The sequence below is a fragment of the Bradyrhizobium sp. CCBAU 45321 genome (assembly GCF_028128975.1).
GTDB lineage: Bacteria > Pseudomonadota > Alphaproteobacteria > Rhizobiales > Xanthobacteraceae > Bradyrhizobium > Bradyrhizobium yuanmingense.
The window spans coordinates 1-12826 of sequence record NZ_LFKZ01000100.1; the positions used below are offsets into that span (position 1 = coordinate 1).

At 59.5% G+C, this 12826-nt stretch carries 7 protein-coding genes and 6 pseudogenes; 7 read left to right on the forward strand and 6 right to left on the reverse strand.

Annotation, left to right across the window (positions count from 1 at the left end):
* Positions 1–505, forward strand: a 505-nt coding sequence (locus ACM43_RS11390) for an IS3 family transposase (protein WP_271540127.1), incomplete at its 5' end; no start/stop codon positions are given.
* A gap of 119 nt (positions 506–624) precedes the next feature.
* Here ACM43_RS11390 and ACM43_RS11395 read toward each other — a convergent pair.
* On the reverse strand, positions 625–795 hold the full coding sequence (locus ACM43_RS11395) for a hypothetical protein (RefSeq protein WP_271540129.1): 171 nt from the start codon (positions 793–795) through the stop codon (positions 625–627).
* A gap of 531 nt (positions 796–1326) precedes the next feature.
* Between ACM43_RS11395 and ACM43_RS11400 the strand changes: the two are divergent.
* Positions 1327–1645: pseudogene (locus tag ACM43_RS11400) on the forward strand (transposase); the annotation flags it as partial.
* Positions 1646–1884: 239 nt separating this feature from the next.
* On the opposite strand, the pseudogene ACM43_RS11405 reads toward ACM43_RS11400, so the two are convergent.
* A pseudogene (locus ACM43_RS11405) lies at positions 1885–2217 on the reverse strand (IS3 family transposase); the annotation flags it as partial.
* 344 nt (positions 2218–2561) lie between these two features.
* Here ACM43_RS11405 and istA point away from each other — a divergent pair.
* Both istA and istB read left to right on the forward strand, forming a co-directional pair.
* Positions 2562–4094, forward strand: a pseudogene (gene istA / locus ACM43_RS11410) (IS21 family transposase).
* Positions 4095–4110: 16 nt separating this feature from the next.
* Positions 4111–4856, forward strand: a pseudogene (gene istB / locus ACM43_RS11415) (IS21-like element helper ATPase IstB).
* Between the two features lie 236 nt (positions 4857–5092).
* On the opposite strand, the pseudogene ACM43_RS11420 reads toward istB, so the two are convergent.
* A pseudogene (locus ACM43_RS11420) lies at positions 5093–5409 on the reverse strand (integrase catalytic domain-containing protein); the annotation flags it as partial.
* A gap of 153 nt (positions 5410–5562) precedes the next feature.
* On the opposite strand from ACM43_RS11420, the gene ACM43_RS11425 reads away from it, so the two are divergent.
* Complete coding sequence (locus tag ACM43_RS11425; RefSeq protein ID WP_050996299.1) at positions 5563–5997, forward strand: hypothetical protein; 435 nt, start codon at positions 5563–5565, stop codon at positions 5995–5997.
* A gap of 393 nt (positions 5998–6390) precedes the next feature.
* On the opposite strand, the pseudogene ACM43_RS11430 reads toward ACM43_RS11425, so the two are convergent.
* A pseudogene (locus ACM43_RS11430) lies at positions 6391–6899 on the reverse strand (transposase); the annotation flags it as partial.
* 484 nt (positions 6900–7383) lie between these two features.
* On the opposite strand from ACM43_RS11430, the gene ACM43_RS11435 reads away from it, so the two are divergent.
* A complete protein-coding gene (locus ACM43_RS11435; protein ID WP_036031912.1) occupies positions 7384–7785 on the forward strand; it encodes a hypothetical protein in 402 nt (133 codons plus the stop codon).
* 1535 nt (positions 7786–9320) lie between these two features.
* Positions 9321–9761, forward strand: a complete 441-nt coding sequence (locus ACM43_RS11440) for a transposase DNA-binding-containing protein (protein ID WP_050996298.1) — start codon at positions 9321–9323, stop codon at positions 9759–9761.
* 648 nt (positions 9762–10409) lie between these two features.
* On the opposite strand, the gene ACM43_RS11445 is transcribed toward ACM43_RS11440, so the two are convergent.
* Complete coding sequence (locus tag ACM43_RS11445; RefSeq protein ID WP_245333569.1) at positions 10410–10721, reverse strand: oleate hydratase; 312 nt, start codon at positions 10719–10721, stop codon at positions 10410–10412.
* A 72-nt stretch (positions 10722–10793) separates the two neighbouring features.
* Positions 10794–11552 carry a glucose 1-dehydrogenase gene (locus ACM43_RS11450; RefSeq protein ID WP_036031909.1) on the reverse strand — a complete coding sequence of 253 codons (759 nt, stop codon included), beginning with the start codon at positions 11550–11552 and terminating at the stop codon, positions 10794–10796.
* Positions 11553–12826 lie beyond the last annotated feature (1274 nt).

Sequence of the window (12826 nt, forward strand, 5' to 3'; positions counted from 1 at the left end):
GTTCGCCGCCGAGCGGCCGAACCAGAAGTGGATCGCCGACTTTACGTATCTCTGGACGGCCGAGGGCTGGCTCTACGCCGCAGCGGTGATCGACCTGTTCTCACGCCGGGTGGTGGGTTGGTCGATGAGCGCCGCCATGACAGCTCAGTTGGTAACCGATGCCCTGCTGATGGCCGTCTGGCGACGCGGCAAGCCGGACGCCCTGTTGCACCACTCCGACCAGGGCAGTCAGTACACCAGCGAGCAGTTCCAGCGTTTGATGGCCGACCACGGCATTCTCTGCAGCATGAGCCGTTCCGGCAACGTCTGGGACAACGCAGCGATGGAGAGCTTCTTCTCGTCGCTCAAGACCGAACGGACCGCCAACAAGATCTACCGAACCAGAGACGAGGCACGAGCCGATGTGTTCGACTACATCGAAAGATTTTACAACACGATCCGCAGGCACTCGACCATCGGCTATCTCAGCCCGGTTCAGTTCGAGCGCAAGGTGGGATTAGCTTAACCTGGTGTCCATCAAACCGGCAGCAGCTCATTTGGCCTAGAAGGCTCTTAGTTTGAGCGCGGTTGCTTGAGAGAAGGGCCGAGGCATGCGAGAGGCCGACTGCAGCCTCTAAAGCCCGTTCAGGCTATGCTCTGGTCAGTAAAAACGCGCTGCCCGCTCACCAGCTCGCGCGTAAGCCATTCCAAACGAAGCTCGGCTTCTAAAGCGCTGTTGCCTTCGCAGATGGCCGCCGCGACGACTTCAATTTGATCTTCAATAAGCTCCCGGAGGATTTGGATGCGAGGTTCCATTGTGCTGCTCTCCGGGTGAGAGAAAGTCGCCTACCATCTTACGCTCTAAGTTTCCGGCTGGCACCCTGCCAGAAATGGTCGGCTGCCATCACGTTGAAGGTCGCGGCGCACGCCCTGACCTCCGCTCCCACCTTGCTCATTCAAGCGGAGGACCAGGACTACCGGCTTTCAAGTCGATCAGGGACTTTTAAGTCGGACAGGCAGTAATTTTCTTCTCTCGAGCATACGGGTAAGGACACCACAGCCGGTCGCGCGGCAGCTGCGTTATCTATGTGGACGTCGCCTTCGAACTTGAGCTTATGACGCACGAAACGGCCCAAAAAGAAGAAGCTCAGGATTGAGATGAAGCCCGGCTCAATCGCGGTCCTCTCGGACAAAATGCGCGAGGGCGCAAAGGCGGCGTGCATTTGTTCGAGCTGGAACTTGTGGAGCTAGGGCTCAACAAACCGTGTTGCCACTTCAGTCGTGGCGCGGTCCCTGTCGAGCCGTCTTCGGCCGGTGAGGCGTTCGGTGATGTGTCGTCGGATGCTGGACGCGACCATGTTCGGCTCCGCGCGGGAGTTCGCGGCCTAGCTTGGCCTGACGCCTAAGCGGAATTCCACCGGCGGGACGGACCGGCTAGATCGGATTACGAAACAGGGCGATTCCGATCTCAGGTACTGGCTTGACATCGGAACACGCAACGTTGTTCGGTATCCAAGGGCCCGGTCCTGGGCCGGAGGTGGCGGTATCGAAGCCCTGCTTGAACGGCGTCGGCCCATGGTCGTCGCCGTTGCCAACAAGTTGGCCACGGATCGTCTGAGCGATGATGACGATTGGGGAATTCTATGGGCCTAAGCTCGCGGCCTGACCCTTCAGCGTATCTTGACCACCTTACGTTGTGATGGCAAATGACAGCATGATGGACACCGGCGGAGCTGGACATCGAGCAAGCTCGAAGAGCTTTAGGCGCAACAAGCGCGACCCGTAGATGAGACCTCGCCGCGATCTCCATCAGGGTCAGCGGCCATGGCATCGGTCGCATTAACAAGCCTTATACATGAACGCACCCGAACGGTATCCAAAGTGCTGCTTAAATCCCCTGCATCAGCGGGCTCCACGCTTGCCCGTGGTGAGCCGTTCCTTGCCATAAAGTCCGCAGATCCGGTTGATCCCCGACGGTTCGCCCTCACGCAGCAAGACGAATAGCCAGCGGTATCCGAAGCGCCGCCGCTCGTTGGCGAGATCGCGCAGTCGACCACGGAGAGCCACGTCCGGAGGAAGCTATAGCGGAGATCTTTCCATCAGCGCTGCGATCGAACAGGCCTGCCGGTTCCGACAGGCTCATGACAGCCCGAAGATGCGCGACCGCAACCAGCTTGGCGGCGGGCCCCAGCATTGTTTTGAAAGAAGCTCGAGAAGGGTGGCCGCCCAAAGACTCTCGATGCAATGAAGGGTGTAGTCACGTCGTGTGCCCAGGCGGACTTGGCCATTTGCCGGCGCACAAAGGTTGGAGACACCGATTTCGATCGGCTTTAGCGTCTGCGCCGCATGTACCGTCGCTGTCGGCTTCTCGGTTCCGGCGGTCAGGAGGCCATTGCTTAGCTTGCAATTTTCTGCGGTTGTGCAGTGGCGAGCGGCGCGCGTGCGTCGAACTGCGCCCGCTGGATTACCCACCAGCCATGCTGCATGTTTCGCGGGATCGTGAGCAACTTTTCAACGGCTCAGCCCGCTTCGGCCGACAACTCAACCGGCTTAGGAACTGCCTCGTCAGTGAACGAAGGCCGATGCCCACCCAGAGATTGTCGATGCGCCGGATCAAAGGGGTTCTCCGCCTAAAACATGTTCAAGGCTTGCCGGAGCGAGCCATCGCGCACACCCTGGGCATCAGCAACGGCGCTGCGCACAGCTATGTGCGCTGAGCCGGGCGGCCGGGCTGAACTGGCCGTTGCCGGCCGGAATGATTGACGAAGACCTGGAGCTGCTGCTTTTCCCTGCGCCGAGGCCTGCATCGCAGAGCTTACAGCGGTCCGTTCCCGACTGGGGCTATGTCGACAAGGAGCTGCGCCGGCGCAACGTGACCCGCCCGGCTGCTGTGGGATGAGTATCGCGCCACCCATCCCGATGGATTCGGCTACACATGGTTCTGCACGACCTACGAGGCCTGGAAGGGGCGAGCCCGGCCTTCGATGCGGCAGACCCATCTGGGCGGCGAGAAGGTTTTCGTGGATTTCGCCGGCGACACCATCGACGTTATCGACCCCTCAAGTGGGGGGGAAGTACAGTCGATGAAGCTGTTCGTCGCGGCGATGGGTGCGTCCAACTATACCTACGCCGAGGCCTGCCAAGCGAGGGGCTCGCCGACTGGGTCTGGGTCCACATCAACCTCTTCGCCTTCCTCAGCGGCGCGCCGACATTCGTGGTCTGCGACAACCTCAAGGCCGCCGTCACCAATCCGACCGCCACGATCTCGGCCTCAACCGACCTATGCGGAGATGGAAGGCCATTACAGCGCGGCCATTCTCGCAGCCTGGCCGCGGCGCCGAAAAGATAAGGCAAAAGTCGAAGTTGCGGTGCAAGTCGCCCAAAGATGGATTCTGGCGCGGCTACGCAACCAACGCTTCTTTTCATTAGCGGAGCTAAACGCAGCCATCAAAATGCTCGTCGTCGAACTCAATGCCCGGCAGATGCGCGACTTCGGCGCCAGCCGCGCCGAACTGTTCGCTGAACTCGACAAGCCCCAAGCTCATAGAGCTGCCGGACCAGGCTTACGCTTTCGCGCACTGGAAGCGATGCCGGGTCGGCCCCGACTATCATATCGAGATCGATGGACACTGGTATTCCACGCCATATCGGCTCATCCGTGAGCTCGTCGATGCGCGCATTGACGAAGGACGGTCGAGATCTTCCACAAGGGCAGCAGGATCGCCAGCCACGCTCGCGCGCCCAACCGGCGCGGCCACACCACCATCACCGACCACATGCCCAGCGCCCATCTGCGCTACGGCCAATGGACGCCCGCCGGTGTGATCGCCGCCGGCGAGCGGATCGGGCCCGCCTTCTTCCAGGCCGTGATCGCCACCCGGGCGCATCCCGAGCAAGGCTTTCGCACCTGCCTCGGCATTCTGTCGTTGGTCAAAAGCTACAGCGCCGAGCGTGTCGACGCAGCCTGTCGGCGCGGCATTCTGATCAAGGCGCGATCCGTCGCCTCGATCCGCTCCATCCTCCAGAACGGCCTGGATCGCACCTTTCTCGACGAACCCTCCGAACACCAACCCCTGCGCCACGGCAACATCCGCGGCCGGGACTATTTCCACTGAAGCCAAGGAGACTTGTATGCTCAACCATCCCACCCACGAACGCCTGATCGAGCTCGGCTTGAGCGGCATGGCCAAGGCCTTTGAGGAGCAGCGACGATCGCCTGATCTCGAGGCCTTGCCGTTCGAAGATCGCATCCGCCTGCTGGTCGACCGGGAAGCCGCGGAACGCGACACCAGGCGGCTCACCACGCGCCTCAAGCTGGCCGCGCTCCGCCAGAATGCCTGCGTGGAGGACGTCGATTTGCGCACGCCGCGGGTATCGACCGGGCCCTCTTCGCCAAGCTCGTCAGTGGCAACTGGATCGATCGGCACGAGAATTTGCTCCTAACCGGAGCGACCGGATTGGGCAAAAGTTGGTTAGCCTGTGCCCTCGGCCACAAGGCCTGCCGCGACAATCGCTCGGTTCTCTATCATCGCGTTCCAAGATTGTTCGAAGCGTTGGCGCTCGCGCGGGGCGATGGACGCTATGCCCGCTTGCTCAAAACCCTTGGCCGCGCCCAGCTTCTGATTTTGGACGATTATCGGTGCTCACCGCCGCCGAGCGGCGCGATCTACTGGAAGTCCTCGAGGACCGCCATGGCCGCGCCTCCACCATCGTAACCCGCCAACTCCCTGTGGACACATGGCACGAAGTTATCGGAGACAGCCGACGCCGTCCTAGATCGCCTCGTCCATAACGCTCACCGCCTCCAGCTTGCCGGCGAAAGCATGCGAAAACGCAACGCCAAAACCGTCACCCTTGACGAGCAGCCAGAACGCTGACTCTATCACCGCCTCGGCCGGAGCGGGCTGCTCACGATCGTCTGAATTCGGCGCTCATGATCGCGCGAAATCCCTGCTCACTCATCAGTGAAATGCAGTCATGCCAAGCGTAGATCGGCCTATGAATACAACATCCCCGCGAAGAGGGCCGAGGAACGAGCACGCGTGGAATGCGCCGAGAAGGAGTATACGAGGTTCACGTCCCGGTGGCGGGCAAAGCCGCGATCCCGACAAAGCAAGGCTTCTGCGACATAGGGCTTGTTTACGATATCCGTGTCAGTCGTCTTGCCGGGCCGCTATAATTCAGTGTGACGCCCCACTGGTAGGCCAGAGGTCAAGATCGCGAGACACGAACTCGCTGCCTTGATCGACGCGGATCGTTGCCGGTAAGCCCACTTCCTTGCAGGCCCCTTCCAGCACCTCCCACGACGTCGGTGCCGCGGAAGGTGAACCGCGGCGCCAGCGCCGGCGAGAAGCGCGAGAAGGTATCGACCATTATGAGCACGCGAAGCTTGTGTCCGCTCGCCAACTGGTCATGGACGACGTTCGTCGCCTTCATGGAGAAGCGCAATGCCAGGATCATCACCAAGAAGCTGGCAATGGAAATGGGCAACGCTGCCGCCCGATCGTCATGCATCCTGGGCGCTGCGATTGAGCGACGTGCGCGGGTTCGCGCGCTGTCGCTAACTTCGATCCGAGAACGAAGGTGTCGCCCCTCGACATCAGCCCGGGCGTCCACCGCGCCAAGCCCTATGTCTCTAGCGACGCGGAGATCGATGCGTTGTTGACGGCAGCGCTGGCTCTGGCGCCAGCGGACGGGCTGCGCCGATGGAGCTACCATACCTTGTCCGGCTGCAGGCATGCGTATATCCGAGGCGATGGCCTGGAGCGTGATGACGTTGACCTCGACGCCGGCGTGCTGACGGTCCGGCTGACCAAGTTCGGCAAGTCGCCGCTCGTGACATTGCATCCGACGACGAGAACTGGGCTGCGCCACTACGTTAACCGGCGCGAGCGCGGCAAGCGAACCCGCTCCAGCCGAACGACCGCCTACTCGCCTTCCTCGAGTCGCTCTCATCGGCAAGACTATGCCGAATGGAATGAGGCTGCCCTGTTCGGCATAGTTCGGCGGGCGGCATAAACCTGCAAGCTGGGCGACGTCGATCCGCTTGCGTGGGCCTATTGCCGTCACGACCTCAAAGCTGTGGCCTGAGAACAACGCTTACCGATCAACCGCACCTCCGAGCGGTTCTCCGAGCAGTTACGGTTCGCGCGGTGCCGGTCGTTTTCGACTGCCTCGGCCTCGACGAGTTCATGGTGGTCTGTCGCGCCGGAGGTGCGGTGTTGGAATTGTCGCCACGTTGCTGCGCGCGGACCAGGCGCCGCTGGCACGGCACTGACCAAGCGGCGACTTCCAACCGACGCGACGACGCACGTGCCCACGGCTGCTCGGCAGCGGTGGAGGGACACTTGCGCAGCATAGCTGGCCTAGGAGCGCCAACGGGCTCCTTCATAGCCGTTGGCGTAGGCGCCGCGACCAGAGGTCGTTCGGCGCCATCGGCACCGTCATCGGCGCCCGGGTCCCAATCGCTCGCTTGCGGCCGCCACGGCGACGAACCGGAAGCCTCTCTTCCCGGTAGAGCCGGAACAGCCGCCTCCGCTTCGGCTATCGCGTCTGCCGATGTGCTTTAGGTCGCCTGCCGTTCGCTCATCCCGAAGGCGTCTAGGAGATGGGCGACAGCTTTCCGCTGGGCCGCGGGCGTCACCATTTCTTTCCCACGAGTTCTTTCCCAGGAGGTCCTTCAAGGCTGCGTTGTCCAGCATGGTGTCGGCGAGGAGCTGCTTCAGCTTCGTGTTCTCGTCCTCCAGCGTCCTCAGCCGCTTGGCCTCGGAGACATCCATCCCGCCGAACTTGGCCCTCCATTTGTAGATGCTGGCGTCGCTGACGCCATACTTGCGGCACAGACCGGCGACCGAAACGCCGGCCTCGTGCTACTTCAAAATCCCGATGATCTGCTCTTCCGAAAGGCGGCTGCGCTTCATGCTCTGTTCTTGTCGTGGGCCAGAGCGAACTTCACACTGGATTAAGCCCGTGGGGCAAGGTCACTTAGCTCAATATTCCGTCTTCAGACCGGATCAAACGCGCCGCTTGTCACTACACAACCGCAGAGAATTTCGAGCTCAGCGATGGACTCCTGAAACAGCAGAATTGGGGACGCACAGAGGGTTCATGCGGCGCCTAGCGGCGGCAGCCGCTAAGCAGTTCGATATTGGTCTCTCCAACGTATATGCGCCGGAAAGTGGCCGAGTCCGCCTGGGCACACAACCTGATCACACCACATTAGCGCTGTTGGATCACCGTTCCAATGTTCTGAGGACGGAAGCCCCAACGGATGTCGCGCTTCTTCCTCGCAGCCAACGCTACCAGATAAGACAGGTACAACATGTTGATGGTTGTGGTACCTCTGGTGCTCGAAAACCTGCAGCGAACCACCCAGCTCCTAGCAATCTTTTCGGGAGATATGCAATGCCAGAGACCTTAGGCGAAGACGGAAAACGCGAACGGCGACCACGTGGAGGGCCCGAACTGGCCGAGGCATCGCGCCCTGGAGCCGGTGGCCCCACGGATGATACTGGAGAAAGCACCGCAGCTGCATCGCGCATTTCATTTACGGTTCCGGAATGGCAAAAATCCATCGAAGCGACAGCAAACCTGTTCGCCGCGTCGCTCCGCGACGCGCTAAAGCTGGCTGCTTCCTCTTTGCACGATCAGGCCACCTTCATGAAGACTCTCGCGGACTCTAAAACTCCCTCTGAGCTACTGAAGTGCCACCTGGATTTTGCGGAGCAATCCTGCTCGAAATTGTTTGGCGAAGGCTGGAAGATGTTGGATCGTCTCAGGCACAGCCATCGGTCTTCGGTAAGTTAAGAGGCGCAAGGCGTGAAATAGGCTGACGGCGCGCAAATCATCCGGCGTGTGGCACGTACACGCCGTTTAGAATTAAGCGGGAAAACGAAGAACGATTCCGCCCTTGCTCCGTTTGCCTTTCCCCAGCGACCAGGCTGATCAGTGAGGCTGGTCGAACTTTCGCCGAAAGTAGTGCGAAAGAGAAAGTGACAGTTCGACGCCTTTAATAATTGTGGACCCCGACGTATCAGTGACCCCGGTATCGGACACGCCAGCGTCATCCTGCATTGGTCCGAAGTTCGGCGGGACCACCAGGGACGGATAGTGCCGAGCATCAGTTTTCAGACCAAGGCGAACAAATTTGACGCACACGAAGCGCCTGCAGACCCTCCAATTCTCGATTCAGCACGACCCTTGCTCGGTTCTGGGCAGCATCACCGAATGTTCCAGATGCGGTGAGTTAGGGGCGGGCTCGTTGCGGCTAGCGCCTGGTGCGCCCCGCCGGTTTGCTGTGAGGCGAGGTGAATCAGATCAGGATTCTCAACTGGTGGCGCTCATTCGCTCGCGCTCGTCGCCGTCATGTCGGACGACGGCACCAAGAAGGCAGGTAAGTAGCACAGCATCAGCCTCACCTAAGCGGGAGAGCAGATGGCCAATCCACGAGTTCCGCGTTCGAGACGAGTTAACGGCGGAAAGTGCACCCGCAGCTCCGGAGCAGCAGGCGGCGATCTCAGCTCGCAAGATATTGGAAGCAGAGATGCGCACTGGAACGGTGGTATCGTACAACGCTGAAAAGGGCTGGGGGTTCATTCTCCTGACGATGCCGACCAGGAGGATTTGTTCGTGCACATATCGGACCTTCGCGACTGCGCAGGGTCTGATCTGGTGTCGGTCACGCGCGTGACTTTCGAAATTCGCTTCAATCAACAGCGCTCGAAGTACAGAGCCGTCCAGGTCAGGCTGATCGATTGAAAGATCGCGTATCCTACTGCGGGCGTGCGCATTACATATCATTCATAGCGCAAAGGCAATAATGGACGATGCATAGGCTCATCTGATCAGAAACCAAGTCGTGGACGTTTACGACGGAGATCGCGCTCGGAAGCGCGACGTTAAGCTGATCGATATGGATGGTCGTCAGCCATCTTTCTGGCCAGCGCGACCTTTGCACGCTTGCTTCCTTGCCGGTGGGCAACACGCACCGCCCAGGCCTTCATCGGAGACCATCGGGTTGATCGCCTGAGAACAACGTTGGCAGCTTCGAACAGGGCGTAAACATCCGGTGAGGCTTTGAATTACCCACAACTTTGACTACTCGGGATGATCCGCTGATCGGCGAAATCTTGAATCGAAAGAATCACTTGTGATTCCTTGCTGAGCACCTGATTCGCGAAGGGGTGCTCTATGGGGCTGACGTTAAGGGATCGATCGGCAAAAGGCCGCTTGCGGTCCTTGGAAGGTGAATGTTGGATTGATCGAGAGAGTAGTGGATGCGAGTTTAGGGACGAGCGGCTTGGCGACAATTCCGCAAACTGCTCACGCAGATTGGACGCCCCATGGGACAACGCATTCCGCTCGTCTGCCAGGATTGGGCGAATACCAAGGCCGCCTACCGCTTCTTCTCTAATGACCGGGTCAGCGAAGCGGACATTCTGGCCGGCCATTTCCAATTGACAAGTGATCGCGCCGCCGCAGAAGCGATCGGCATCACCAAGAGCATAAACGGTGGACGGGATAAGGCGGGCCGCCTCAGATCGCACACGGTTTGCGGCATCCTGATTCATTCGAGCCTCGCAGTTACAATCGAGGGTGTGCCACTGGGGTTGGCGGCCGTTAAGTTCTGGACCCGGAAGACATTCGAGGGGACGGCAGCGCTTAAAATGAAGATCAACCGACCCGGATTCCCATCGAGAGAAAGGAAAGCGTTCGGGGGTTGGAAAATCTCAAGCAGTCTCGCCACTCTTGGATCATCCGGGACGATGCATCCGTATTGCTGATCGCCCGGCCTTAAACGAGACGTTAGTAACGCCGCGACCGTTGTCGTAGGCATGACCAATGCTCTCGGAAGAGAGCTGGCCAGCGGAGGGCTTGAAATCGTGAGCATGAGATGCTTGCCGCTCTTCTAGTGCGGCCCACAGTCTAGCTAGAGGGATGAGGTCGGCTCGCAACCGCGCTACGTCAGAGATCGCCCTCGCGACCGTCTCAAAGAGCATATTGAGCTGAAGCAGAAGCGTATTGAATAGCACCATATCGCCGATCGTGACCGCGCCGATTCTCCTGCCTGGCGCGCAGATCGCCGCGATCCGCGAGGCTTCCCAATTTAGGCAGCTTCGATTGTGCGTCTAAGGTGCCCGTTGACATCAGCGGCAGGAGTGGAAAGCCCCACCTGGTCACCGGGCGCGCTATTCTCTAGACATCAACGTCGATGGTAATGTCACCGCGCGGGAGAAGCACGGCACAGCCCGTTGCCCGATGTCCGCTACGTCAGACAGCGTCCCACCTCAACTCAGGTACTCATTCATCAGTTCACCAAGCTCGGTTGGGCTAATCTGTTTCAGAATATGTTGGGGTAGGAACGCCGGTCCTGGGATCTCAATTTCCTTGCCGTCACGTAGTCTACCCTTGGCTGCTAGCGATTGCTGATATCATAGGTCAATTGAATACCTCGGGCACGCCGCGTTCAATCTGAGGAGGATATAGACGGCTTCCATCGCCGTCTGACCGAGTATTTCAGCCAGTAGAACCGAACGGAACAGATCCCAGAGGCACTCGAAATGTTCCTCCATCTCTGGATCACCTCGGATGACGACCCCTCTTTCCGGGTCCCAACTACCGTCCAACGCCCCACCCGGAAGGTTCAGCGCTCGAGAAGGTAATGCGATCGGCCACGCATATGCTCGTCGGGGATCATGAACGCCGCGCCGGAGAGTGCCGCCAAGCTCGAACCAACGAACCACGGCGTCTTGCTGTCCACACCAGCGGGCTTGCCCGGGCGAGCAAAGGATCAGATCTCGTTTATGTGACAGTAGTCAGAAGGTGCTTTCGGGAGCCTGACACTTGTACGGGACGCCGATCGTCAGACCGCCATCGACGACGATTTCGGAGCCCGTAAGATAAGAGGACTCGTCACTGAGCAGGAACAAAACTGCCTGCGACACTTCCGGCGGTTCGGCTGCCCGCCCAAGCGGAATGGGAAAACTGGAAGAATCGAAGTCCTTTGTCATCCAAGTGTTGATTAACCCCGGATGGACTGAGTTTATGCGAACCCCAGACGCAGCGGCCTCCAAAGCAGCGGACTTGGTTATGCCCCGCACACCGAACTTGGAAGCAACGTAGGCGTGAAGCCCTGCACTACCCCTCAGCCCCTCGACCGACGAGATGTTGACGATCGAGCCTCCGCCCGCGCGGCGCATGGCGGGCAGGGCAGTCTGCATTCCCAAAAATACACCGGTGAGGTTGACAGCAAGGGTCTTCGTCCACTGCTCGAGTGGAAACTGCTCGATAGGAGCAATACTGGCTATGCCCGCATTGTTGACGAGGCCATGCAGCGCGCCAAAGTTGCTCTCCGCAGCCGCGATCGCTCGGCGCCATTCCTCTGGCTGAGCGACGTCTTGACGCACATAGATCGCGGATGTGCCAAGGCCGGCCGCGAATGCCTCTCCTTCTTTACGAAGAATATCGGTGATCACGACTTTAGCTCCCTCCGCTACCAGCAGGCGCGCATGAGCGGCCCCCATCCCTCGAGCCCCGCCGGTCACCAGAATGACCTTTTCGCTGAGACGTCCCATAATTTTGCTTCCTCGATCAGTGTGGTGGCGCAAGGTCTTGCGACATCCACTATGTCAATTAGCCCTGTTCGATCTGCTGTGTCCCGCTGCAATGCCCAACGGCTGTGCGTAGTGGCCGCGCAACTCGCCGCGAAAACCAACTCGATAACGATTTCACGTCGTGGACACGCGTCCGGCGCTCAGGCGTTATCGTCGGAGTGTTGAATTGGCATCGCGACATTGGGCCACCTTGTTGAGCCCGACAATTCACGACCGAGTTTCCTCCGGAAGATGGGCGTGAACTGCACGCGAGGCAATGCCGGTTCCGCACAGGCGCACGTACTGAGCTGTTCGAGGCTGGCCGCGGGAGTAGGGCGCAGAACGCATAAAGCTCTCCGAGCCTTGCGAATTGGAGTATCCACTCTGTGCAATCCGCGCGCCGAGACTCTGATACGAACGCAAACTCACGCGACTCTTGCAGAGTTGCTGGAGCTGTTACGACCTTTTCGCGCGACCTGGGTATCCGCTAGCATGCTTTTCGGGCCATGCACAGCGATAGCGCTTCGACTTATCAAGACTTTCGAGCCACACACAGCTTTGATAGCCATGCGAGCTCCTCATCCGTTTATCTCCCGCTTGATCATGTCGGACTCTCGACACTCCGCGTCGCCAATCAAACAAGCGGGAAGGCAACAGAAGAAGCAGCGAAAGTTGTCGAAGGCCTTCTCTCGTACTCCAACTCGGCATCTGCAGCCGAGCGAGTCTTATAACACCCAATGAGGCGCTTGGCATCGATCGCAGACGACAGATAGAGAGGCCTATCGAGTTATCGTCATCCTCGGTGAGCACGCTTCGCCGGAATGAACGCACAATCGTCAAGCTCATTCTGCAGCACAGAATCGAAGTGCAACGCGCAGAACTGGACGCGTCGGGGGCAAGACGATCGCGATCACTGGATCTATGAGCCGACGGATCACCGAGCCGCACTGGAAGTTGCACATCACAGTCTCTTCAGGATGCTCAACAACCGAGTAGTCTTGGTGAGATGAGTTAGCTGAATGTTCGATTGCGCCTAAACACTTCAAGAGCGAGGAGGAATGCGATGCCCGACGTGAAAGGTATTTCGCTTGATGCGCATCTCTACCTTGGGAGCAAAGACCGTGGCAGCGCGTTTCTCGGGTACCGAGCCATAAACCTTGTATTCAGCGTGGGGCACGAGGTGTCCTCTCTATTACCGAAGGGATTAGTACCGTAGCAAACCCTGCAATCGCCCTTGTGCCGGTCGCGAGCTATCC

Bases quoted from the DNA above. Each gene is read 5' to 3' on its own strand.
- ACM43_RS11395 (WP_271540129.1), bottom strand. From the start codon at position 795: ATGGAACCTCGCATCCAAATCCTCCGGGAGCTTATTGAAGATCAAATT.
- ACM43_RS11435 (WP_036031912.1), top strand. From the start codon at position 7,384: ATGCCAGAGACCTTAGGCGAAGACGGAAAACGCGAACGGCGACCACGT.
- ACM43_RS11440 (WP_050996298.1), top strand. From the start codon at position 9,321: ATGGGACAACGCATTCCGCTCGTCTGCCAGGATTGGGCGAATACCAAG.
- ACM43_RS11450 (WP_036031909.1), bottom strand. From the start codon at position 11,552: ATGGGACGTCTCAGCGAAAAGGTCATTCTGGTGACCGGCGGGGCTCGA.